Source organism: Rufibacter sediminis (assembly GCF_014269285.1).
GTDB classification, from domain to species: Bacteria; Bacteroidota; Bacteroidia; order Cytophagales; family Hymenobacteraceae; genus Nibribacter; species Nibribacter sediminis.
Genome location: NZ_JACOAF010000025.1, coordinates 1 through 24,388 on the forward strand (window position 1 = coordinate 1; position 24,388 = coordinate 24,388).

General features: G+C 48.3%; 21 protein-coding genes and 2 pseudogenes. 16 read left to right on the forward strand and 7 right to left on the reverse strand.

Annotation, left to right across the window (positions count from 1 at the left end; all coding sequences use genetic code 11):
• Positions 1-399: 399 nt before the first annotated feature.
• Together def and ruvX are read right to left on the reverse strand one after the other, a co-directional pair.
• Positions 400-966: a peptide deformylase gene (gene def, locus H7U12_RS10750; RefSeq protein ID WP_186637268.1), complete on the reverse strand. Its 567-nt coding sequence runs from the start codon at positions 964-966 to the stop codon at positions 400-402.
• Entirely contained in the window at positions 963-1,382 is a 420-nt protein-coding gene (gene ruvX, locus H7U12_RS10755) for a Holliday junction resolvase RuvX (RefSeq protein ID WP_186637270.1), read from the reverse strand. The genes def and ruvX overlap by 4 nt, the downstream gene beginning before the upstream one ends.
• Positions 1,383-1,573: 191 nt before the next feature.
• On the opposite strand from ruvX, the gene H7U12_RS10760 reads away from it, so the two are divergent.
• The 3 genes and pseudogenes from H7U12_RS10760 to H7U12_RS22980 form a co-directional block, all read left to right on the forward strand.
• Positions 1,574-3,139, forward strand: coding sequence for a serine hydrolase (locus H7U12_RS10760; RefSeq protein ID WP_186637272.1), 1,566 nt, complete (start codon positions 1,574-1,576; stop codon positions 3,137-3,139).
• A gap of 351 nt (positions 3,140-3,490) precedes the next feature.
• Positions 3,491-4,642: pseudogene (locus H7U12_RS22975) on the forward strand (M16 family metallopeptidase); the annotation flags it as partial.
• A 450-nt stretch (positions 4,643-5,092) separates the two neighbouring features.
• Positions 5,093-6,430 (forward strand): annotated as a pseudogene (locus tag H7U12_RS22980) (M16 family metallopeptidase); the annotation flags it as partial.
• 612 nt (positions 6,431-7,042) lie between these two features.
• Here the strand turns inward: H7U12_RS22980 and H7U12_RS10770 are convergent.
• Positions 7,043-9,310: a TonB-dependent receptor gene (locus tag H7U12_RS10770; protein ID WP_186637276.1), complete on the reverse strand. Its 2,268-nt coding sequence runs from the start codon at positions 9,308-9,310 to the stop codon at positions 7,043-7,045.
• Between the two features lie 549 nt (positions 9,311-9,859).
• Here H7U12_RS10770 and H7U12_RS10775 point away from each other — a divergent pair.
• The 6 genes from H7U12_RS10775 to H7U12_RS10800 all read left to right on the forward strand — a co-directional run bounded on the left by H7U12_RS10775 (position 9,860) and on the right by H7U12_RS10800 (position 14,923).
• The gene (locus H7U12_RS10775; RefSeq protein ID WP_186637279.1) at positions 9,860-10,528 is read left to right on the forward strand and encodes a hypothetical protein; all 669 of its coding nucleotides are present in this window, start codon (positions 9,860-9,862) and stop codon (positions 10,526-10,528) included.
• A 109-nt stretch (positions 10,529-10,637) separates the two neighbouring features.
• Positions 10,638-12,254: an AAA family ATPase gene (locus H7U12_RS10780; protein ID WP_186637287.1), complete on the forward strand. Its 1,617-nt coding sequence runs from the start codon at positions 10,638-10,640 to the stop codon at positions 12,252-12,254.
• A gap of 126 nt (positions 12,255-12,380) precedes the next feature.
• Positions 12,381-12,806: a VOC family protein gene (locus H7U12_RS10785; RefSeq protein ID WP_186637290.1), complete on the forward strand. Its 426-nt coding sequence runs from the start codon at positions 12,381-12,383 to the stop codon at positions 12,804-12,806.
• Positions 12,807-12,930: 124 nt separating this feature from the next.
• Positions 12,931-13,569 (forward strand): CatB-related O-acetyltransferase, encoded by a 639-nt coding sequence (locus tag H7U12_RS10790; protein WP_186637292.1) that lies wholly within the window; start codon positions 12,931-12,933, stop codon positions 13,567-13,569.
• Positions 13,570-13,659: 90 nt separating this feature from the next.
• Positions 13,660-14,187 (forward strand): flavodoxin family protein, encoded by a 528-nt coding sequence (locus H7U12_RS10795; protein WP_186637298.1) that lies wholly within the window; start codon positions 13,660-13,662, stop codon positions 14,185-14,187.
• Positions 14,162-14,923 carry an arylamine N-acetyltransferase family protein gene (locus H7U12_RS10800; protein WP_186637300.1) on the forward strand — a complete coding sequence of 254 codons (762 nt, stop codon included), beginning with the start codon at positions 14,162-14,164 and terminating at the stop codon, positions 14,921-14,923. The genes H7U12_RS10795 and H7U12_RS10800 overlap by 26 nt, the downstream gene beginning before the upstream one ends.
• A gap of 256 nt (positions 14,924-15,179) precedes the next feature.
• Here H7U12_RS10800 and H7U12_RS10805 read toward each other — a convergent pair whose 3' ends face one another.
• Entirely contained in the window at positions 15,180-15,506 is a 327-nt protein-coding gene (locus H7U12_RS10805) for a winged helix-turn-helix transcriptional regulator (RefSeq protein ID WP_186637302.1), read from the reverse strand.
• A 111-nt stretch (positions 15,507-15,617) separates the two neighbouring features.
• Between H7U12_RS10805 and H7U12_RS10810 the strand changes: the two genes are divergently transcribed.
• The 4 genes from H7U12_RS10810 (at position 15,618) to H7U12_RS10825 (ending at position 18,693) form a co-directional block, all read left to right on the forward strand.
• The gene (locus H7U12_RS10810) at positions 15,618-16,391 is read left to right on the forward strand and encodes an SDR family oxidoreductase (RefSeq protein ID WP_186637304.1); all 774 of its coding nucleotides are present in this window, start codon (positions 15,618-15,620) and stop codon (positions 16,389-16,391) included.
• Positions 16,392-16,656: 265 nt separating this feature from the next.
• Positions 16,657-16,995, forward strand: a complete 339-nt coding sequence (locus H7U12_RS10815) for a DUF4377 domain-containing protein (RefSeq protein ID WP_186637307.1) — start codon at positions 16,657-16,659, stop codon at positions 16,993-16,995.
• Positions 16,996-17,305: 310 nt separating this feature from the next.
• Positions 17,306-17,875: a Crp/Fnr family transcriptional regulator gene (locus H7U12_RS10820; protein ID WP_186637310.1), complete on the forward strand. Its 570-nt coding sequence runs from the start codon at positions 17,306-17,308 to the stop codon at positions 17,873-17,875.
• A 77-nt stretch (positions 17,876-17,952) separates the two neighbouring features.
• Positions 17,953-18,693 (forward strand): SDR family NAD(P)-dependent oxidoreductase, encoded by a 741-nt coding sequence (locus tag H7U12_RS10825; RefSeq protein ID WP_186637317.1) that lies wholly within the window; start codon positions 17,953-17,955, stop codon positions 18,691-18,693.
• A 265-nt stretch (positions 18,694-18,958) separates the two neighbouring features.
• On the opposite strand, the gene H7U12_RS10830 is transcribed toward H7U12_RS10825, so the two are convergent.
• Positions 18,959-19,318 carry a winged helix-turn-helix transcriptional regulator gene (locus H7U12_RS10830; RefSeq protein ID WP_206683914.1) on the reverse strand — a complete coding sequence of 120 codons (360 nt, stop codon included), beginning with the start codon at positions 19,316-19,318 and terminating at the stop codon, positions 18,959-18,961.
• A gap of 103 nt (positions 19,319-19,421) precedes the next feature.
• Here H7U12_RS10830 and H7U12_RS10835 point away from each other — a divergent pair, with 103 nt between their 5' ends.
• A complete protein-coding gene (locus H7U12_RS10835) occupies positions 19,422-20,168 on the forward strand; it encodes an SDR family NAD(P)-dependent oxidoreductase (protein ID WP_186637320.1) in 747 nt (248 codons plus the stop codon).
• Positions 20,169-20,450: 282 nt separating this feature from the next.
• Here H7U12_RS10835 and H7U12_RS10840 read toward each other — a convergent pair whose 3' ends face one another.
• Positions 20,451-20,981, reverse strand: a complete 531-nt coding sequence (locus tag H7U12_RS10840) for an NAD(P)H-dependent oxidoreductase (protein ID WP_186637322.1) — start codon at positions 20,979-20,981, stop codon at positions 20,451-20,453.
• A 100-nt stretch (positions 20,982-21,081) separates the two neighbouring features.
• Between H7U12_RS10840 and H7U12_RS10845 the strand changes: the two genes are divergently transcribed.
• Complete coding sequence (locus H7U12_RS10845; protein WP_186637325.1) at positions 21,082-21,438, forward strand: winged helix-turn-helix transcriptional regulator; 357 nt, start codon at positions 21,082-21,084, stop codon at positions 21,436-21,438.
• Positions 21,439-21,688: 250 nt separating this feature from the next.
• Here H7U12_RS10845 and H7U12_RS10850 read toward each other — a convergent pair whose 3' ends face one another.
• Positions 21,689-22,507, reverse strand: coding sequence for a hypothetical protein (locus tag H7U12_RS10850; RefSeq protein WP_186637326.1), 819 nt, complete (start codon positions 22,505-22,507; stop codon positions 21,689-21,691).
• Positions 22,508-22,851: 344 nt separating this feature from the next.
• Here H7U12_RS10850 and H7U12_RS10855 point away from each other — a divergent pair, with 344 nt between their 5' ends.
• Complete coding sequence (locus H7U12_RS10855; RefSeq protein WP_186637327.1) at positions 22,852-24,270, forward strand: SDR family oxidoreductase; 1,419 nt, start codon at positions 22,852-22,854, stop codon at positions 24,268-24,270.
• The last annotated feature ends 118 nt before the right edge of the window (positions 24,271-24,388 follow it).

Consider the following 24,388-nt stretch of genomic DNA (forward strand, 5'->3'; position numbering starts at 1 on the left):
TGATTATTGAAGAAAAGACTGTTTGAGCGTCAGCGAGTTTCTTTTCTTCATGATTCTTTTGGTTACTTTTCTCATCCAGGAGAAAAGTAACAAACGCGCGCAGACTGCGACTCCAGCCCCGAGGCTTGGCAGGAAAGAGGTGGAGAGCAAAGACGGATAGCTAACCGGAGAGGCAGTCATGGTTGTTGGTGAGAACACCAACAACGGCGGGAGACATTGCCATTACTGCACAATTTGAGCCTCATGCCTCACTGAAGTTGCAAACTTCAGACCATGGTAGGTCCAAGTCGAAGACTTGAACCAGAGAATAAGTGATGACTTTGCGAAAACGGCCCTAAAACAAAAAAACCTCACAGGTCTGGCAGACCTGTGAGGTTTAAGAAATCAACAAACAGTCAATTACCGTTTGCTCAAACCAGCAAACTTCATGCGGTAATCAGCGTCCACGTCGCCTTTGGTGATTTTGGTGAGTTTGCCTTTGATGAGGCGTTTCTTCAGGGCAGAGAGATGGTCGGTGAAGAGGATGCCTTCAATGTGGTCGTACTCGTGCTGGATCACGCGGGCGGTCACGTCATCGAACTCCTCAATGTATTCCTTGCCCTCCAGGTCATAGTAGCGGATCTTGATGCGCTCCTGGCGCCACACTTCCTCGCGCACGCCAGGGATGCTGAGGCAGCCTTCGTCAAAGCCCCACTCCTCACCGGATTCCTCCAGAATGGTAGGGTTGATGAACGCTTTCTTCACGCCTTTCTCGGCTTCGTCCTCGTCCATGAACGGCTTGGAATCGATCACGAACAGACGGATGCTTTTGCCAATCTGCGGGGCGGCCAGACCTACGCCGTGGGCGTGGTACATGGTTTCAAACATATCGTCAATGAGCTTGGCCAGCTCAGGGTAGTCTTGGGGGATGTCTTGGGCTTTGGTGCGCAGCACCGGATCGCCGTAGGCAACGATAGGGTAGATCATAGATATTGTCTGCTCTCTAAATAACTCTGTAATATAATGGTGGCGCTGATCTTGTCCACGGTGGCTTTGTCAGCGCGGGCTTTTTTGCTCAGGCCCACGTCTATCATGGTCTGAAACGCCATGCGCGAGGTAAAGCGTTCATCATGGGTGATCACTTTTTTGCCGGGGAACTGTTTCTGCAGCTTCCGGACAAACCCCACCACGTGCTGGGTATTGTTGGTGTCGTTTCCGTCCAGGTGCTTGGGCATGCCTACCACAAATTCATCCACCTCTTCCTGCTGCGTGTACTTCTGCAGAAACGCCAACACGTCTTGCGCATGCACGGTATCCAGGCCGGAGGCAATGATCTGCAACGGATCTGTGACGGCCAGCCCCACCCGCTTCACGCCGTAATCTATGGCCAGTATGCGTCCCATGTTTCAGTTTTTACGTCGTTTTCCGGAAAGAGGGGGTAAAACAAAGCAGGCTTTCTGCCTGGCTGGGCCTCTGTACCCGGAAACAAGGCAAAGGTAGCGCATTATTCTGAAAACCGTTCCTTCTTACCACTAGGCGGTTTTAACCATGGGGTCTTTTCTGTACCTTAGGGGGTCAAATGTAACCGTTATTCATGTCACTTTCTTCTTTTGGCCGGTCATCCCGGCTGCTGCTGCTGGCGCTGCTTTTGTGGGGCCTCTCCTTCCCCGCCTTCGCCCAGGTTGATTTTCAGAAACTAGACGCCTATTATCAGCAGGCCATCAAAGACTGGAACGTGCCGGGCATGGCCATTGCCATCGTCAAGAATGATTCGGTTGTTTTTGCCAAGGGCTACGGCGTGCGCGACCAGCAGAAAGGCGGCACCGTAGACGCCAACACCCTCTTCGGGATTGCCTCCAATACGAAGGCGTACACCGCCGCCGCGCTGGGCATGCTGGTAGACGAGGGCAAACTGCGCTGGGACGATCCGGTCTCCAAATACCTGCCTTACCTGCAACTGTATGACCCGTACGTGACCCAGCAACTCAACATCAGAGACCTGCTGAGCCACCGCGTGGGGCTGCAAACTTTTTCCGGCGATTTGCTCTGGTACAACACCAGCTTCAGCCGCAAGGAAATTCTGGAGCGCGCCAAATACCTGCAACCCACCTATCCGTTCCGGGGCGGCTATGGTTATTCCAACCTCATGTTCATCGCTGCCGGCGAAGTCATTGAGGCCATCAGCGGGAAAACCTGGGAGCAGTTCATCCAGGACCGTTTCTTCAAGCCGCTGGGCATGACCAACTCCTACCCCTCGGTAACCCAACTGAAAGGAAAGGAGAACCTGGCCAGTCCCCACGCGAACCCAACTACGGAAGGCGGCAAACCCGTGCCCACCGTGTTCACGGCCTGGGACAACTGGAACCCCGCCGCCGGTATTTTCACCAGCGCGAATCAGCACGCCCAATGGGTGCGCCTGCAACTGAACCGCGGCACCTACAAAGGCCAGCGCTTGTTCTCCGAGGCGGTCTCGCACACCATGTGGACCCTGCACAACCCGTTCCCAATTGCGCCGCAGGCCGAGGCCCTCACTCCTTCCACCCACTTCTCCGGCGCGGGCCTGGGCTGGATGCTCAACGATTACCAGGGACGAAAAATAGTCACGCACAGCGGCGGCCACGAGGGCATGAACAGCCGCACCATGTTGGTACCCGAGGAAAAGCTGGGCATCGTGATTCTCACTAACAGCATGAGCAGCATCATGACACCCATCGCTTACTACACCGTAGATCAGTTCTTGGGCATCCAAAACGGGCGCGACTGGAGCCGGTTCAGTTTAGACCTGGCCGCCAAGGCCCGTGAAGCCGAGAAAGCAGCCGAGGCCAAAACCCCGAAAGCAAAAACCGCCAAAGCCAAGCTCACCCGCGACCTGAACGCCTACGCCGGCACCTACGCCAGTCCGCTGTACGGCAACGCCACCATCTCTGTCCAGAAAGGCAAACTGGTGCTGAGCCTGGCGGCGGCCCCGGCCTTGGGCGGCGAGCTTTCCCTCTGGCAACCCGATATCTTCGACCTGGCCTGGAAAAACAACTTCGCGCTGCTGACGCCCACCAAAGTGCGGTTCCTGCCCGGCCCCGACGGTTCCATCTCTGAACTGCGCCTGGACTCCAACAACCCAGATTTCCACTTCTCAGAGCTGGAGTTCAGCCGGGTGAAATAGTGACAACTGTATCAGGCATTTAAGGAACAGCAGAAAACGGGAGCCCCGCACGTGAAGACGCATGCGGGGCTCCCGTTTTAGGGCCCTTTTCAGAAAAACAGGTCAAAAACGCTGGCCTTTGTAATAATTCATCGGCTGGCGCGACTTACTTTCTACATCTTTCAGTGACTGTTGCCACTTTGCATCCTTACCAGAGAACCTTTCCTTTTCTGTTTACCAGTGAACCTTTTCAGGCCGGGAATTGTGCAACAGATTCCTTGGCTAGATCCTTTTAGTCCGCTTATACCAAACCCAAACGAATTTATCCGCATGTCAAAAAAGACAACCCTGGCCATTCTGTTGGCTGCCGCGATGCTAACGCAGGCCCAGGCCCAGACCAAAGCCACGCCGGCGAAAAAAGCCACTACTACGGCCACCAAGTCTCAAAGTGGTACCCGTAAGTTAGAGACCGTGACCCGCAAACCCGGCGAACTGGTGATCCCTTACGAGAAATACCAGCTGCCCAACGGCCTTACCGTTATTGTCCACGAAGACCACTCTGACCCTATTGTGCACGTGGATGTGACGTACCACGTAGGCTCGGGCCGCGAGGAAGTGGGCAAATCCGGGTTCGCGCACTTCTTTGAGCACATGATGTTCCAAGGATCGGACAACGTAGCCGACGAGGAGCACTTCAAGATTGTATCTGAGGCCGGCGGAACCCTGAACGGAACCACCAACCGCGACCGCACCAACTATTTTGAGACGGTGCCTTCGAACCAACTGGAGACGGCTATCTGGCTAGAGGCTGACCGCATGGGCTTCCTGCTGGATGCCGTGACGCAGCAAAAATTTGAGGTACAGCGCGAGACCGTGAAAAACGAGCGCGGCCAGCGCGTGGACAATGCCCCGTATGGCTTGGCGTACGAGAAAGTGAGCGCCGCGCTGTATCCGTACGGCCACCCGTACGCCTGGACCACCATCGGGTACATTGAGGACCTGAACCGCGTGAACGTGGATGACCTGAAAAACTTCTTCCTGCGCTGGTACGGTCCTAACAACGCTACGTTGACCGTGGGCGGTGACGTGACCCCGGCCCAAGTGGTGAAACTCGCCGAGAAGTACTTCGGTTCTATCCAGCGTGGCCCAGAGGTGAAGAACATGAAACTGCCAGCCCCGGTGCTTACCCAGGACCGCTACGTTTCCTACGAAGACAACGTGCGCTTCCCGCTCGTGCAGATGACCTTGCCTACCGTACCGGCCAATCACCCGGATGAACCGGCGTTGGACGTGCTTTCTGACATTATTGGCGGTAGCAAAACGTCTATTATTTACCAGAACCTGGTGAAAACGCAGAAGGCCAACCAGGCCGGCGCGTACCACTCCACCTCTGAGTTGGCGGGTGAATTCACCCTTTCGGCGCGGGTGCTGCCTACCCAGAACCTGGCTGATGCCGAGAAACAACTGCGCGACGCCATTGCCGAGTTCGAGAAAAAGGGCGTGACCGATGAGGACATCGCCCGTTACAAAGCGTCTTACGAGGCCAGCATCATCAACAGAATGTCCAGCGTATCGGGCAAGACGTCTACGTTGGCGGCCAACCAGTTCATGACCGGCAACGCCAACCATCTGGTGAAGGAAAGACAGGCGGTAAACGCCGTGACCAAAGCCGATGTGCAGCGCGTGTACAACCAGTACATCAAAGGCAAGAAAGCAGTCATCCTGAGCGTGGTACCCAAAGGCAAGTCTGAGCTGATCGCCAAAACTGATAACTTCAAAGTAGACCCAAGCGGCTACAAAGCCCCCGCCGACCAGTACTCCGGCCTGAAGTACGTGAAGGCGAAAGACACCTTTGACCGCAGCAAACGTCCGGCCGCGGGTGCCGTTCCGGCCATCACCGTGCCACCATTCTGGAAAGAAAACCTGACCAACGGCATCAAAGTGATCGGGGCGAAGAGCGATGAGGTACCAACCGTTACCTTATTGTTCACGCTGCAGGGCGGCCACAAACTGGAGGCGCATGATCCGTCTAAAGCTGGTATCGCTTCTCTGACCGCTTCCATGCTGAACGAGTCATCGCTGAAATACACGGCGGAGCAAATCAGCACCGAACTGGAGAAACTAGGATCGTCTATCAACGTGAGCAGCGGCGCCGAAAGCATGACCGTACAGGTGTCTTCGCAGGTGAAAAACCTGGATGCCACGTTGGCCTTGCTGGAGGAGCGCATGTTCCACCCCCGCTTTGACGCCGCCGAGTTTGACCGTATCAAGAAGCAGCGCCTGGAAGCCATCAAGAACCAGAGCACCCAGCCTACCGTGGTCGCTGACAACGTGTACTTCAAAATGCTGTACGGCGAGGGCAACATCCAAGCCATTCCGGTGGCGGGTACGGTACAGACCGTGGAAAGCATCAGCCTGGATGACGTGAAGAAATTCTACGCCAACTACTTCTCTCCATCCGTGACCAACCTGGTGGTAGTAGGCGATGTAGACCAAAAGCAGGTGATGCCTAAACTGGCCTTCCTGAACAAATGGACTCCTAAGCCGGTCACCATGCCGTCTAACGCCAAAGCGGCCAGCATTGACAAGACCAAGATCTTCATCGTAGACAAAGAGAAAGCCGCCCAGTCTGAGATCAGAATAGGCTACATGGCACTTCCTTATGACGCTACCGGTGAGTACTACAAAGCGGGCTTGATGAACTACGTGCTGGGTGGGGCTTTCAACAGCCGCATCAACCTGAACCTGCGCGAAGACAAAGGCTACACCTACGGCGCTCGTTCCGGTTTCAACGGCACAGAGGAAGCTGGTCCGTTCACCGCTATGGCTGGCGTACGTTCCAATGCCTCTGATGCATCTGTAGTGGAGTTCATGAAAGAGATCAAGCGCTTTAGAGAAGAAGGTATCACTGATGCTGAATTAGCATTCATGAAGAACGCCATTGGCCAAGCCGATGCCCGTAAGTACGAGACTTCGTTCCAGAAAGCGGCCTTCCTGAACAACATGCTGCGCTACAACCTCACCCCAGACTACGTGGCCAAGCAGAACGAGATCCTGCAGAACATCACTAAAGAGGAGATCAACGCCCTAGCCAAGAAGTACCTGCCGGTAGACAACATGAGCATCATGCTAGTGGGCGATAAAGCCGCCATCAAACCCGGTCTGGAGAAACTGGGCTACGAGGTAGTGGAACTGGACTCTGACGGCGGCCCGGTATTGGCCAAAGCCACCGCTCCGACCACCTCTGAAGTAAAGAAACCAGAGCCGACCAAAAAAGGCCGCAAACCAAGAGCTGAAGGACGCATTTTCTAAGCGAATCTTAGCAGGTTAACTCCTAAAGGAGGAAGCCTATTTTAAAGGCGTTTTCGGGAAAACACCCCGGAAACGCCTTTTTTATGTTCAGATCGTTTCCTCTTAATCTTATTCGCATACAAGATTGACCCACGTGCTACTTCATGACAGCCCTATTTTCGCTAGCGCGATACTTGCCGCAAGCAAATGCATTTTAAGGCTGATTTTCGGAAAACAGGCTTTAAACGGCACCGGCGGAGACACTCGTAGGAACTACGCACACCACGAGGTCTTTGGAGCGGGCAGCATTGCGGAGTCAGGCCAGGCAGAGAGTGCTGGCACGACCCTCCAGTTTCTTACCTGTTTTTCGCATAATAGCCCTAAAAGAATTTAACAGCGCTCTTCTTATTGGTATGGGCAATCCCTTGTGGTTGCCCTTTCATGAACGAATGAGGATAACGTACGAAGGGCAACCACAAGGGATTGCCCCTACCTATTTCAGCTATCTCAGAAGTATATCCGTGTCCTAGAAAAGCTTCCGCACTTTCGGATTTACCATTCCTGAACAGCGCCACTCCTACTGTGGTGCTGTTCTTACGTTTTGCGTTTTACGGCCGATTTTAAGAAAACAGGTTAAAAACTCTTCCGCAGCTGCACGCCGCTGTAGAAGTTCCGGCCGGGGGCGGCCTGGAAGTAGCGGTTCCGGAAGGCGTTCAAGTCATTGCCCAGGCTGTAATCCCGGTCGGTGGCGTTGTCTATGCCGCCGTACAGGTCCAGGTGCCAGGTTTGCGCCAATGTGCGGCGGAAACCTGCCTGGGCACCCAGAACCAGGTAGTCTGGGGCGTAAACGGTGTTGGCATCGTTCAACGGAATTTGGTCTGAGTAATTGGCGGTGGCGTTGAGGTAAAGCCCTAACCGGCTTTCCACGTCCAGTCCGGCAACGGCTACGTGCGGCGCCGTACCCGTCAGGCGGTTCCCGGAGAAATCATTCTCGTTTTGCTGGTAACGTAAGAACCGGAACCGGTTGTAGGTGTAGGTTCCCCACAGCCTGAGCAAACGCAAGCTTTCATCCGGGGCCTGTACAAAGGCGTACCCCGCGGCCACTTCTACACCCTGCTGCCGGGTAGAGCCGGCATTGGCAAAGACCGCCACGCTGGAGGCAACGGTACGGCTCACAATGGTTTCCTTCAGCCTGAACTGGAAAGCGACCACATCAAAGGTGAACCGTTGGTGGAACAGACTTCCGCGGATGCCCGCCTCATAATTCACTCCACGCTCGGGCTGCAACGAGAGGTTGATGCTGGCATCAGATGGCCGAATCTCTCCCTCGGTAGGTGGCGAGAACCCGGCACTCACGCTGGCGTGCGCCGATAAGGAAGGCGTGATTACTTTCACCAGGCCTACCCGCGGAGAGAACTGTGCATCAATACTGCGGCTCTGTTGATAGCCCTCGGGGTTGGTGGCGGCTTCGGAGACGCGGGCGAGGTCATAGCGCAGCGCGTTCAGGCTGGCTCCCAGGGTGAAAAGGAAATTGGCCGGCAAATCCACCTCGGCCTGCCCGAAGACAAAGCCTTCCTTCACAGTCACTTCATCGTCATAATTCAGGGCCCCGGGCGTACCGGCGTTGTTCACGTACTGGCGGGCGTTCACGAAGCGCCGCTGCCCTTCGGCCCCCAAGGTGAACCGGGAAGGCAGGCCGGCCACCGTGGTGCGGTACGTGGTGCGGGTACGCGCGCCAAAGCTTTGGTTCACGTTTCGTTCATAGTCCGTCACGAAGGGGTGGTTCAGGAAACTGAACACGCCAAACAGCGAGGTGGTGTTGCTCCAGCGCTCGTTGAATTGGTAATTGTGCACAAACCCGAGGTTCAGGCCCTCCAGGTTGAGGGCTGCTTTCTGATTTACGTTATCCTGCCGGGCCGCCCGCGGATTAGCCTCAAACTGCTCGCGGGTGAGGGCACCGGGCAATTCATAGAACAGGTCAGAATACAAGGCGTGGAAAGAGAAGGTTTGCTTCTGATTTGGGAAAAACTGCCCCGAAAGCAGCACGTTCTTGCGGTCCATGGCGCTTTGCTCGCGGTAGCCGTCCAGGGTCTGGCGGTCATAGCGCAGTAGCAGGTTCGATTTCTCCGAGGCCACGCTGGCGGCGGCAAATCCCCGGCGCAGGCCATATGACCCCACCAGCCCACCTACCGCCACGCTGCTTTCCAGGGGCTTCACCGTTTCCAGGAGAATTGTGCCGCCCGTACCGGCCCCGTACACACTCCCGGCCGGACCTTTGAGCACTTCAATGTTACCAATGGTGCCGGCATCCAGCATGTTCAGCGGAATGGTACCGTTGGCTTCCACCAGCGGCACTTCGTTGAGGTAGACTTTCACATTGCGCACGCCGTACGGGGCCCGCAAAGAACTCCCCCGGATGGAGATGCGGTAACTGGCCGTGGCGCGTTCTTCCATGCGCACGCCGGGCAAGGTGTTGAGGGCGGGCACCAGGGTAGCTTGGGAGAACCGTTCCAGATCTCGGGTAGAAAGCAGCCCGATGGCACCGGCCGTTCGCTGCAACGGTTGTCGGGTTTCATAGCCCCGGACCATCACTTCCTGCAGATTCACCGCGAGCGGCTCCAGTAGAACCACCAGTTGCTTTCCGGTTGGGGGCACCACTAGCTTCTGCACCCGGTGACTGGTGAGGCGCTGCACCACCAGGGTATCAAAGCGCGAGGCTAGCACTATCCTGAACTGACCGGCAGCGCCTGTCAGCACTTGGTTCCCGGTGACGGTTTCACTCACCATTGCCCCTTCCAGAGGCTGCTGAGAGCGGGCGTCTAACACGCGCCCCTCTATGGTGACTTGCGCCCTGGCGGGCAGAAAGGAAAGCAGGAAAAAGAAAGCGAAAAGGTATTTCATGGGTGGAATTCAAAAAAGCAAGCAGAATCATATGGTAAAAGCATCCGGTGACGGTCACCGGGCTAAAGAAAGCAGATGCGCCCAGGACTAAGCCCTCCTTCTTTTGCGCCTACCGCGTTTGCATACGGAATCTGGTTTCAACGGACGAAACAAACCTATAAAAAACATCTAGCTTTTCCATCGGGCAGTTGCTGCGGGACGGTGCCTACCCTGAACGCGGCCTAGTGCCGCACCAGGGTTGCAGATAGAAACTCGTCTCTATAGTTTAGATTCTTTGACCAGCAAGCTGCCTCTGTTAGCGCGATAAGACAACAACCGTTTTCGCTCCCTTTTTGGGAAATGAGGCCTAAAACAGCTGCTTTCTATTTCCTTCGGGGTTAGAGAAAGATAATTGCCTCCTTGCTTTATGCGGCAATGTCTATATAGTATATTCGGCAGTGCAGTTACGGTTATCTGTTGATTTGGCCAGAAAAGCGTATGTTTAATTACGCTCATAGTGCAGATAAGCGCATTAGTACGTTTATACGATAGTTAGGGGCAATTTAAAAAATGGATTTAAACGAGATATTCAAATTCTTTCTTTCAGCATCATTTATTACTGGATTAGCTGGATATACTGTAAAGAAATTTTTAGATAAATCTCTTGATTTAGCAATTGAAAAATATAGAAGCACATTAAATCATGATTTAGAAACTCACAAATCTGATTTAGTAAAGGATACTGAAAGATTTAGGTCTGAACTAAGTAGAGTAGCAACTGAACATCAAATTATTTATGGCAAGCTTCATGAGAAAAGAGCAAAAGGAGTTGAAGAAATTCATGAGCTGTTATTCATGCTTGAACAAAAACTTGAATTTGTAACAACGCTTGCTCAAGGTCCAGAATGGTTGACAAATGAAGCTAGAGAAAACGACGCTAGTGAGCACTTGAAGAAATTAACAGATAAACTGGAATTGAATAAAATATATTTGAACGAAAAACTATGCACTAATATTAGCTCAATTTTAGCAATGTCAAAGGATATTATTGCAGAAATGAGGACGGCCAAATTTATTGAGCAATTCAACCAGCGACAAACAACCAGAAGCTCTGAAAGAGACAATTCTGAAAACCCAATAGTAAAATGGCGGCAGCTTGAAAACAAAGTTCAAAACGAATTGAAATCAGCACGCAATGAAATAGTTGAGATGTTGAGAGAAATCTTTGGCGTTAAATAAAAAACAGTGGCTAACAACACCTAAACGTCAGGCTTCGGCCGACGGCCTCGCCCGTCGTTTAGCAAAGACGTTGGGCAAAATTTCAGAAAGTAAAATACTATAGTTAAAAATGTTAGAAACTAAATACAGATTCATAGTTCAAACCTCAAACATAGGTTCTTTAAATATCCCTTTAATTGAAGGAAATGCCTTATTTGTGTTAGGGGCAAATGGAGTTGGTAAATCAACATTAATGCACAACCTTTTCCAACAGAATTTAAACCATACAAAAAGAATTTTAGCTCATAGGCAAACATGGTTCAGTAATAATTCCATGGATATGACTGCATCTCAAAAAACAGAGCAGGAAAAGAACATAAAAAATAGAGACCAAAATATAAATTCACGATGGCAAGATGTATATGCACAAGCAAGGTCAAGTATTTCAATATTTGATTTAATAAATTCCGAGAACATAAGAGCTAGAAAAATAACGAATGCTGTAGACTCTGATGATATTTCAACAGCAAAACTGTTGTCAAATATCCAAGCACCATTACAAGCTATAAATGAATTATTAGCTATTTCTAATATTCCAATAGTAATAACTCTTGGCAAAGATGAACAACTCTTTGCATCAAAAAATGAAAGCCTTCCATATAGTATTGCAGAACTTTCTGATGGAGAAAGAAATGCATTATTAATTTGTGCAGATGTTCTTACAACTGAACCCAACCACTTAATAATTCTTGACGAACCTGAACGTCATCTGCATCGCTCCATAATATCTCCTCTTTTGTCTTCATTATTCCAAAAGAGAAAAGATTGTGTTTTTGTTATTTCTACACATGATGTTTATTTACCAATTGACCATGCTGAAGCAAGTGTTTTACTTTTAAGAAGTTGTCAATGGAATGGGAAAAATATCAAGGATTGGGATGCTGATTTAATTTCCAAGGCTGATGAAATTCCTAATACAATAAAGCGAGAAATACTTGGAGCAAAAAGGAGTATTCTTTTTGTAGAAGGTAATTATGATAGCTTAGATGGACAAATCTACCAACTTATATATCCTAATGTGACAGTAATGCCACAAGGTAGTTGTGGAAAAGTAGAAAAAGCAGTAGAAGGTATAAAAGGAACTGAAAGTCTTCACTGGATAAATGCTTATGGACTGATTGATGCAGATGATAGAACACCAGAACAATTAACAAAATTATTAGAAAAAGGTGTTGTAGCTATTAATTGCTATTCTGTGGAATCACTTTATTATAATTTGGAAATAGTAAAACGAATAGCAAAAAGATATGCAGAAGTTATTGGAGCCAATGAGAATGAGCTTTACACAAAAGCAACTTCTGATATAATAAGTGATATCGAACCGCATAAAGAAAGACTTTGCTCAAGACTTTGTGAAAAACAAGTAAGAAATAGCATTATGAAAGTTCTTCCTAAGCACAAAGACATTTCAAAAAGGGGTGAATTTGATTATAAAATAAATTTAGCAGAAGTAATAGAAAAAGAAGAAAGTATATTTGACAAGTTAGTTTCAGATAAAGATTTAAATGCTTTAATAATACGTTACCCAATACGAGAAACACCTATACTTACAAAGATTGCTGCAGGCTTAGGGCTTTCAAGGGAAAAATATGAAAGTGCTGTTAGAAAATTAATTATTGATAATATAGAAACAAAGAACTTTTTCAAGTCATTACTCCAACCTTTGACGGATTTAATTGAAGGATAAAAACTTTGCCCAACAAAACCTAAAGCACATTAAAACGTGCCCTAACCCAGCCGTTGCGCGTTATTTTAAAAAATTGACCTAAATAAAATAATAGATAACGTAAATTATAGATATTAAGATAATATAATGACAACAGTTAATACCTATTTGTACTTCAATGGTAATTGTGAGGAAGCATTTGATTTTTATAAATCTATTTTTAATAAGGACTTCCAATATATCGGACGCTACAAAGATGTTCCTGAAATTGCGAGACAGAATTTTCCGTATTGTACAGATGAACAAATTATGCATATCGCATTACCTATAAGTAAGGAAACTATTTTAATGGGAGCTGACATAATCGACAGCAATGACAAAAATATCGAATCAACAAACAACTTCTCTCTCTATCTTAGTACAGACAGTAAAAAAGAAGCTGAAAGACTATTCAATTCTTTATGCGATGGAGGAAAAATAAAATTGCCACTTTCTAAACAATTTTGGGGCTCTTATTATGGGATATGTCTTGATAAGTTTGGTATTAACTGGAAAATTAGTTTCAGCTTTTGAAACTAATATGGAAAGTTAAATAAAAACGAGCGCACAACATTGTGCATAAGCCATGCTTCGGCAGACGGCCTTGCACGCCTCATGCACGAGACCGTTAGCGGGCATTAGAAAAAAGATAAGAATAATGACAGGACCAAACAAAGAAGAAAGCTTTCCTCTAGCTAATTATGATAGGCTTTGTTTTCTGAAAAACATAGTAACAAATCCCAATATCATTGTAGGCGATTATACTTATTATGATGATTTTGAAGATGTCCGTAATTTCGAGAAGAATGTCAAATATCACTTTGACTTTATAGGTGATAAGTTGATAATTGGAAAATTTTGCATGATTGCCTCAGATGTTTCCTTTATTATGAATGGAGCGAATCATTTAACAGAGGCTATCACATCCTATCCCTTTGCTATTTTTGGCAATGGGTGGGAAGACGCAATGAACGGAAAAACATACCCTTACAAAGGGGATACGATAATTGGCAATGATGTATGGATTGGATATAAAGCTACAATTATGGCAGGTGTACAAATTGGAGACGGGGCAATAATTGCAGCTCATTCAGTTGTAACAAAAAATATAGCACCTTATACAGTTGTAGGTGGGAATCCAGCGAAAGTAATAAGAAAGCGCTTTACTGAAGACCAAACTAACAAGCTCTTAAAAGCTCAATGGTGGAATTGGGATATTGAGAAAGTAACTAAGACCATCCATCATCTCACAAATAATAACTTTGACTTTTTGACCGAAGAACAAAACGCCCGCTAACATATGCATACACTATGCTTCGGCAGAAGCCTCAGCACAGCGTATGCACGAGCCTTTAGCAACAACCTAAATGCAAGAATTTAAATCTAAATGAAGAAAGGAATCATAATCGTCGGCAGTTCTAACAGTAGTGGGACTACTCAGAAAATAGCTTCTTTTATAGGTGCAAGAACGAATTTCCAAATCATAGATCTAAAAACCAAAACTATAGGAGAGTTCGATTATGAATTTAAAAATAGGAATGATGATTTCCTTCCTTTGATCAGGCAGATAGTAGAAGGCTATCAGACCATTGTTTTTGCAACCCCCGTCTATTGGTATGCCATGAGCGGGACAATGAAAATCTTCTTCGACAGACTTTCAGATTGCCTGAAGACAGAAAAAGAGACTGGCAGGAAATTAAGAGGAATGGAGATGGCCGTTGTTTGCTGCGGTTGTGATCAGAAATTAAAAGATGGGTTCTATATGCCCTTTATTGAAACTGCAAAGTATTTAGGCATGACCTATTTGGCAGATATGTATTGTGTGGAGGAAAATGGTCTCCCCTTGATCAATGAAGCCGAGGTGAATGTATTCTTAAAGGCCATAGAGGATGGATATTCAGTTGTATCTCGATAGGATAAATTACAAAGGATCAATTTCTGTAAGCAAGAATGTGCTTTTTGAGCTTCAAGCAGCGCATCTCTTGAGCGTGCCTTTTGAGAATCTGGATATCCACTATAAAAATAAGATTAGGTTAGACATACTCTCCATCTATAAGAAGATAGTCATCAACCGCAGAGGTGGGTTCTGCTATGAGTTGAATGGGCTGTTTTACCATCTGCTCAAGAACATAGGGTTTGACGTCCGGATGGTTTCTGGCAGGGTCTATTCCAAAGACGGAAGTTACGGGGCAGAATATGACCATTTAGCTATTGTAGTCAATGTAGATGGAAAGAAGTACCTGGTGGACGTGGGCTTTGGTAAGTTCTCATACAAACCCTTGGAAATATTATCTGGTGTCAACATAAGCGATGAGTTCGGGGTGTTCAGGTTTGACAAGGCCCATGATGATTACTTGAGGATAAACCTTGTCGAGAATGGGAATTCAGTACCACAATATCTATTCAAGGTAAAGGAAAGGGAGTTTGTAGAGTTTCAGGGAATGTGTGAATTCCATCAAACTAGCAATGAGTCCCATTTTACAAATAAAAAGGTAGTTTCTATCGTTACCCGAAACGGCCGAAAAACGCTTAATAATAATCAAATTAAGATTACCGAGAATGGCATAGATAAAATGAAGGAATTTGAGGAAGAACTATTTGAATTCCACCTCAAGGAACATTTTGGTATTGAAATAAATGGCAGTTGCTAACAACGGCTAAACGCCAGCATCGGCCGACGGCCTCACACGTCTTTTACACGAGGCCGTTACCAGCCAGTATAGACGACCACACAATCCGGCAGTTCTAAAGTTTGCGGAGAACCGCCCGCTGACAGTTCGCTATTCGGCCGACACTACCGAAATTAAACAGACGAACATCTATCATCTACATTTGGACTGGACAGTTCTTCGCTGATTTTTAGAAAAATTCTCAAGGACGGGCACCCACCTAACACCACCGTAACGGTTAGCCAACATACTCAACGCCCCATTTATACAGCTCGTTGATAATCGGCTCTAATTTTCTTCCTTTTGTTGTTAAGGTGTATTCAACTGTTGGCGGAACGGTTGCAAACACTTCTCTGACAACGATTCCATTTGCTTCCATATTCTTCAATTCCTTGACCAGCATTCTGGTATTAATGTTTAGCACAAGCCGTTCTAACTCGCTAAAACGCTTTTTACCGGTAAATAAGGCATAGATAATTGACATAGACCATTTTCCGCCTATTACACCTAAGATTTCCTGAAGTGTGCATTTTTCTTTGGAGCTGCTCCAATTTTTTTTGTTCATAAAGTCCTGATTTTGTATAATACTTTACTTTGTGTTATTACTATACATTCATGTAACCACTTTCAAAAGTAAAGTATTGTCTATTGCTTTACAACTCATTTTAAAAGCAATATGGAAACTCTATCAAAAGGACAAGTTGCCTTAGTAACAGGCGGAACAAAAGGCATTGGCAAAGCCATAGCCGATAAATTAAGCAATGCAGGTATGCAAGTGGTGATAACGGCACGAACTGCGCCAAAAGAAAACACCACCGGACAGTATTTCATTTCCGCAGACCTTGCCTATCCCGGCAGTGCAGAAAGAGTTGCAAAAGAGATTTTGGCAAAATATGGCAGGATAGACATTATCATCAATAACGCAGGTGCTAATTTAAGTCCGGGCGGTGGTTTCAGCGCTCTTTCAGACGAACATTGGAACAATGACTGGCAACTCAATTTTATGTCAGTTGTTCGTGTTAACAAAGCCTTATTGCCAACTATGATTGAGCAAAAAAGCGGTGTAATCATCAACATTTCTACCGGTGCCGCAAAACAACCCATTTGGGAGATGACCATGTCTTACTCTTCTGCAAAAGCAGCGCTGAATGTTTACAGCAAAGCATTGGCAAGCGAATTGGGCTCCAAAGGAATACGGGTAAATGTTGTTTCACCGGGAGTGGTAGAAACACCGTTAATGCTGGAGTTTATTGAAAATATGGCAAAATCTTCAGGCATCACATCAGACGAGGCGTTTAAAGCAGTAATGGACAAAGTAGGTGTTCCAATGGGCAGAATGGGTGAACCCGAAGAAGTGGCTAACCTGGTAGCATTCCTTGTTTCTTCGGAAGCAAAATATATCACAGGCACCAATTATTCAGTTGATGGTGGGGCATCACCCACTACCTAAACAACCGAAAGAAATACGGCTGGTAATAAGGTATTGCCGAAAGCGGGGCTGAACAGTTTCAATTAGTCCTATATCCAAGGCTCTTCTTTTGTTCTCTGATTGAACATTTGGGCTAAAAATCACCCGCTTTCGGCAATACCTATCCTGTTAGTTGTAACTTTCAATGGTCAATAACAGCATCCTTGCAGAAAAGATAACAGGCCGGTTCACCTCCTCATGCAACCTTTGCTCTCCTTTCAGGGGTCATCAAATAAATTGAAAGCGCATGACCATGAAAAGCCTTACCGTTATGGCAGCCCTGCTGCTAGCATTCACTTCTTGCAAGGAAGAGGAGATGGACACTTATGACACCACGCTGCGGGTGAACTATTATAGACAGGCCTGCCAGGCAGTAGGTGAATTGGACTGCTATCTTGTGCAGGAAGGCAATGAGATAGGCACCAGCAACTGGAGCCTTTTCTATAACGAGATAGAAGGGTTTCAGTACGAAGCAGGCTTTGTGTATACGCTAAAGGCGAGGGTGGAAAAAGTGGCAAATCCGCCCGCCGATGGGGCAAGCCAGAAGTACACCTTGCTAGAGGTCGTTTCCAAGGAGAAGAGGTAGCCAACCCAAGAACCCGTTTTTGGCCTGTTTTCTGAAAAATAGGCTAAAAACAGAGAGGCCGTGATTGAACACGCAAAAGGGGTCGCCTGCGCTGAGAACCTGTTTTAGGGCTGTTTTCAAGAAAATAGCCCTAAAGCAGGAAACAGGTACATGGGTACTACAAAGAACAAGTCGAGCTTAACTCCTTATAACTGCCAAAATCAGGTTTTGCTGCCGTTTACCCTGACCGCTATGCCTTACTGCAACGCCCCCCAAGAACTATTTGCCAAATGACAAATCCCTGGATAAGAACTTCGGGTAAATTGCAGCCATGAAACCATTCCTCCATTACATTCTGCAGTTCGGTCATTTAAACCAACAGCAAATTGATCTTATCACCAGCAAAGCAATTGAACAGGAGTTGCCCAAAGACGCGTATTTCTCTGAAGCAGGGAAAGTTGCCAAACAGGTGGGCTTTGTTGTGGAAGGCGTGATGCGGGTTTGCTATTACAACAACAAAGGGGAAGAAATTACCAAATACTTCATCGAGGAAAACAACCTAGTGGTAGACTTAGAAAGCTTTGACACTGGCATTTGCTCTTCTGCTTATGTGCAGGCGGTAACGGACTGTAAACTTATCATTTTCAATAAAAAGGAGTGGCAGGAGTTACTGGATACCATTGTTGGCTGGGAGACCATTGTACACAAAGTCATTTCAAAGGCATTAATCCAGAAAGTGGAACGGAGAAGCCCCCTGGTGACCGAAGATGCCACGGAACGCTACCTGAAGTTCCTGGAAATCTACCCCAATGCCGTGAACCGCATTCCGCTCGCCTACATCGCTTCTTATCTAGGCATCACCCAATCCTCCCTCAGCAGAATCAGGAAAAATATCACCTGATGCTTTTTGCCAAATGGCAAATGATTTCCTTTTTGAGCGAAGCACTTTTGCACTGTTCACCTTAAAACATGACGAAAATGAAATCAGCATTTATTACTGGAGCCAACAAAAGCATTGGCTTTGAATCAGCGAGACAACTGTTGCAGAAAGGCTATTATGTGTATCTGGGGAGCCGATCCCTGGAGAATGGGTTAGAAGCAGTCAGGCACCTCCACGCCGAAGGACTGACCAATGTGGAAGCCATCCGGATAGACGTGACAGACCAGCAATCGGTTGAGGCGGCACGTCTGGAAATAGGCGGTAAAACAGAGGTCTTAGATGTGTTGATCAACAATGCGGGCATCTACGGCGCGAATCCGCAAAACGCGCTAGACGCCTCCATTGATACGTTCAAAAGCGTGTATGACACCAATGTGTACGGCGTGGTAAGAACCACCCAGGCGTTTGTAGATCTGCTGCGGAAATCAACGGAGCCCAGAATTGTCAACGTGAGTTCAAGCGTCGGTTCCCTGTCGCTGCAAAGTGACCCCACCTGGCGGTTTTATGACTTCGCCAAATTTGCCGTGTATGCATCTTCCAAATCGGCGCTGAACATGTACACCGTTACGTTGGCCCACGAATTGCGCGACACGGCCTTCAAGGTAAATGCTGTTGACCCGGGGTATACCAATACTGATTTCAACGCTCACCAGGGAACCGGAACCGTAAAGGATGCCGCCGCCCGAGTGGTGAAATACGCCTTGATCGACCAGAACGGACCTACGGGAAAATACTTCAGCGAAGAAACCAACCCCGAAACCGGCGAAATTCCCTGGTAGAAAATTCCTACACCGGTCTCGTGTCAACAGCAACTACCACCGCTGGCCTCACGCGCTGTTGACACGAGACCGGTGATAAAGGCCAAATGAACGAAAAGCCAGACCTTGTAAAGTCACCGCATCCCTTGTTTGATAGACTTTTCCAGATGGCAGCAGCATCTCAACCACGGATTACGCGACAACAATTCTTGCGGCAGCCCTGCGCTGGCTTCTTGAATGCCCTCAAGCTGGCAAGCCTCAGACGCACCATTCTAAAAGACGGACCTTATTCCCCAATAATCTTTTTCCGGTGTTCTATGCCCCAGGCGGTTAGATGGTTGATGATGGTCTGCAAGGTTCTACCGTGCTCTGTGAGTTCGTATTGAACGGTGATCGGTTGGGTATCCATCACGCTCCGATTGACCAATTTATTTATTTCAAGCTCCTTTAACTCCTTGCTCAGCATCTTGTTGGAAATACCTTCTACATCGTGCAAGATGTCTGAGAACCGCCTTTTATTGTAATAGCAGATAGAGGACAGAATAGCTATTTTCCATTTTCCGCTCAGCACGTCCATTGAATCCTGGACAGCCCTCATCTCCTTTTTATGCGCCTGTTGATAATCTTTTGCTTCGCACTCCTTCATGTTACTTTGTTACCTAAAGGTTACAGTTACTTTTTGATACAAAGTAACCAAAATAAATTTAATCCCTCTAGTTTTGGGCCTCAAACGTTAACCAAATAGAGAGATGAATTTCACAAACAAAAATGTAGTCATTACCGGGGGCAGCACAGGAATTGGATTTGCAGCCGCCAAAGCATATATCAACGCCGGGGCGAACGTCTGGATCACCAGCCGAAGTGCCGACAACCTGCAGAAAGCCGCGGAACGAATCAACAGCCCCAACTTGAAAACGGTAGTGTCAGACACCTCCCACCTGGCCGGAATCTCGGTTCTGGAAAAAGCAGTGGCAGAAAGCGGCAGTACAGTAGACGTTCTTTTCCTGAACGCAGGAATCGCCATTTTTGCCCCCATTGAACAAACCACTGAGGCCGACTTTGACGCCCAGTTCAACACCAATGTAAAAGGCTATTATTTCACCTTACAGAAAATGATTCCGCATCTGGCCGAAGGCGCATCGGTGCTGTTCACGTCATCCACGGTGGCCACCACTTCTCAACTACATGCCAGCGTGTATTCCGCCACCAAAGGCGCGGTGAATAAAATCGCCCAGATTGCCGCCAATGAACTAGCCGAAAGAAAAATCAGAGTGAACATTGTAAGCCCTGGCCCCACGCAGACCGAGGGCTTTGACAAGGCAGTTCCCAATGACGAGGTAAAGAAACAGTTTGCGGCTACTACGGCTTTGCAGAGAATGGGCAACCCAGACGAAATCGCCAAAGCGGTGTTGTTCCTGACGTCAGAAGATGCCAGTTTTATTACCGGCACAGAATTGTTAGTAGATGGTGGTTTTATTGGCTACGCGCTGAAATAAAACAGCAACCCCCATCACTTAGAACCCAAAAGCCACAGACCTATGCAGGATCTGTGGCTTTTTTCTTTTATCAGATTGTTGAACAGACAGATGAGACGTGAGAACTAAATGCCCAGCTATTAACAACGATTTGCTTACAAGCGAAGTGACGTGCTACACAGAAAAACGGCGCTTCTTTGCAGGTCTATAATCCGGATCAGCCGGCGTGCTAGAAAGTCCACTCAACTGCAGGGTCGCCGACCATTATGGCGGCATATTCCCAACAGCACGAAAGCAGAACCGTTATAAAGCATTCAGGAAATTCAGATACTGTGGAACACTTCTTTCAACCCATTCCGCTGATGCATTTAACTCGATGCCGTAATACGCAAAGAGGGGCCTGTAGTCTGCTTTTACATACTCAAAAGAGAGTTCAAAAGGACGGGTGAGCTCTTCCAGCGTGTATTTGTATCTCTCGCCGGGGCGGTACTCGTGCTCCTCCACTCCCACTGAAATCGCCAGGGCAATTTTTTTCCCCGATAACTTGTAGCCACTTTTACTTCCGTACGCCCAGCCGTGCGTCAAGACTTCATCTAACCACTTCTTGAACAGCGGAGGGCAATTGAACCAGTAATAAGGAAACTGAAACACAATCTTGTCATGTTGCTCAACTAATTTCTGCTCGGCCAGCACATCCAGCTTTTCATCGGGGTAAACTTCGTATAACGGATGCACTGTATAGCTGTCAGGGAACTTGGTCAGTTCCTCCAGCCATCTTTTATTGATAACTGAGTTCTTAATATCCGGATGGATTACGATCACCAATGTTTTCATATGAACGGAACGTTAGAAGTGTCTAACGCAAAAATAAAGCGCGCACTCTCCGTTTTGCACATGAACAACCCATTGTAAGGTACTATAAAAAATGTAAGTGATGTCTACAGTCAAAGAAACGTCCACCAATTTCGCCAACAAACAAGCCTTGGCAAATGAATGCTCAGAAGTGCACGCGGCCAACATTATTGGCGGTCAGTGGGGATTGGTGATCTGCTCCTGGTTGATAAACGGAAAACTCAGGTTTGGGGAATTGAAGGCGCATTTGCCCACCATCACAGAGCGGATGCTCACCTTGCAACTGCGCAAATTAGAGCAGAACAAGCTTGTAAAACGGACAGTCTACGCTCAGGTGCCCCCACGGGTAGAATACGAACTTACCCCCATTGGCTACGAGTTGAAACCCATCATCCTAGAACTTGAAAAATGGGGCCAAAAACATAAAGCCCTGCTGTAAAAGAGGCACATCCCCTACCCAGCAGATAGCTTACGATGGACAGATAGTCAAAACCTGCCGCAAGATTTTCGGTTCTTAGCCAACTCCTGTGGGCCGGATAGGGAAGCAGGTTGGAGACTGCCATCAGCTTTCTGCATCTCCGTGCTACAAAAACTACATCTCGCTAAAACAGGTATCCCTGACTCCTCTTCCGTGAAGAAGAGTCAGGGATATCCCGTAAAAACTGGAAGCGGAAAGAGGCTGGCTCCTCTTAGTTTTTGGCCATCACAAAGTTGCTGAAGTACACTTTAGACCCCAGATCATAGGAATACGGTGCGGTCAGGTAAAAATACTTAGCTGTCTTGGGTTTAAACATGTTGGTGTCAAGCACCTTGGTCTTATTGACGTAGACGCTCAGATTCTCGCCTTCCACGGAGATGGCTACGTGCAGGAGCTCGTTGGCGTAGTTGGCGAAGGGAAACTTAATCGTGTTGTAAATACGGGTGTCGCTGCTTGAATTGGTGATCTCCCGGTTATGGAAATGAAACTCCGTCTCAGTGATGGCATTGTCATTATACGCGTCGGTGATGTGGTTTCGGTTGGAATTATCCCGGGCAAACCCGAACGACATGCTGCCAATATCCGCGGCTTCTGAGCTTCTGGTCAGCAGGTCAAATTCAATGGTAAAGTTACCGGGGGTACTCAACAGGCTGTCAATCTTATAGGTTGTTTTCTCGTTCAGCGCGAGCCATTTCCCCGGCACCCCAGAGACGGAACTGATGCTGCCCGTGCTGTTTGATTTCCAGTGTTTGGGCATTCTCCCTTTGACATCGTTTTTAAAATCCGACGCGAAAACGATGGTTCTGCCGGGAACGAACGAGTACGTTTCTTCCAGTTCGGGTAGCGCCATTTTGGAGGGCGAAGTGGCAGTGGTCGCAGCCTTGGTGCCACCAGTGAGCATGTCCTCCACTTTCTTGCTGGCTTTATCTTCTATTGTTTTCTGTAGATTTTTCCAGACCTGCGCCTGAGTTGGGACACTACTTCCTAACAAAGCCAAAAGAGCAACGCAAGAGATTTTCTTTGAAATCATGGGGGACGTATAGATTAAAGTTGAAGTATAACAGCCAAAAATAGTAGTTAGCACCAAATTCTCTAATCATTGACCTAACAATTTTCATATTTATCGCCTTCCCAGCTAGACAATGCGCTATGAATGGTAAAATTCTGATATACTGATCAGCGACAGGACGGCTGCGCTAAACGGTATCCCATTCCAGCGCTGGAGTACAGCGGCCTTTCTGCGGCTCTGCCTGTCTTTCAAACTTAAACTTAAAAGGGAGTGCTGGGCAGGATAATACCAGAACAAAAGCGCAAGTGGCCGGTTACCAGAGAGGTTCCCTCCTCCCCCAAGTGAAGCCTTATCTGCGACCGAATATGAAGATTTTACTGACCGGCACCACAGGATACATTGGGCAGAGCCTGCTTCCGGCCCTGCTGAAGGAAGACCATGAGGTGGTTTGCTGCGTCCGGGACAAGAACCGGTTCGATGCCTCCAAGTACGCATCAGACAGATTGCAGGTCATCGAGGTCGATTTCCTGGACCCGGCTTCTCTGGCGGTCATCCCGGAGGACATTGACGCGGCGTACTACCTTATCCACTCCATGTCTGCGGAGAACGAGGATTTTGAGCGGCTGGAACGCACCACGGCTTTCCATTTTAAGGAGAGAATTCAGAAAACGGCCGCAAAACAGGTCATCTATTTGGGTGGCATCATCAATGACCAGAAGCTTTCCAAGCACCTTCGGTCCAGAAAAGTAGTGGAAGAGATCCTGTCCTCCGCCTCGTTTCACCTGACTACCCTGCGGGCGGGCATCATCCTGGGTTCGGGCAGCGCCTCCTTTGAGATCATGCGTGATCTGGTGGAGAAACTGCCCCTCATGATTGCGCCCCGCTGGCTCAACACCAAATCGCAGCCCATCGCTATCCGGAACGTGATTGAATACCTGAAAGGAGTGTTGGGCAAGGAAGATTTCTACGGTCAGAGCTTTGACATAGGCGGCCCCGAGGTGCTTACCTACAAGCAAATGCTGCTGGGCTTCGCGAAGGCGCGCGGGCTATCCCGCACCATTCTTACCGTGCCCGTCATGACGCCCAAGCTCTCGTCTTACTGGCTTTACTTTGTCACCTCCACCTCGTACACGCTGGCCTCGCACCTGGTGCAGAGCATGCGCGTGGAAGTAGTCTGCCAGCCCAACCAGCTCCGTGACAGCCTGGGTGTTACGCTGCTGCCCTATGACACCGCCATCAAGCTGGCCTTTGACCGCATTCAGAACGAAGGCGTGGTAGCCAGCTGGAAAGATGCCCAATCCAGCAATGTGCTGTACGGCGGCATCTCCCGGCTGCTCACCGTGCCCACCTTTGGCTGTTTCGTTGACAAACGACAGGCCCAGGTACAGGAGGTAGAAAGATCGGTGCATAAGATCTGGTCCATTGGTGGGCAGAACGGGTGGTATTACGCCAACTGGCTCTGGAAACTGCGCGGATTCATTGACAAGCTCTTTGGGGGGGTAGGCCTGCGCCGGGGCCGCAAGAACAGCACCATGATCCACGCCGGCGAATCACTGGATTTCTGGCGGGTACTCTACGCCGACAGACAGGAACAACGCCTCCTGCTGTACGCCGAGATGAAGTTACCCGGCGAGGCCTGGCTGGAGTTCAAGATCATCGGGAAGACGCTGCACCAGACGGCCACGTTCCGACCGCTGGGGGTGTGGGGCCGCTTGTACTGGTACTCGGTGCTGCCGTTTCACGCCTTTATTTTCAGCAACATGCTCAAACGGATTTCCTCCTGAACCATCTCCGCCTTCCGTTTTCAGGGTCTTTTCCGGATTCTGGGCTTAAAACAGAATACTCCGCCAGCCTCTCGTCTCTCGGAAAACGCAACAAGCAAGGCACCTCCTGCACCTATCG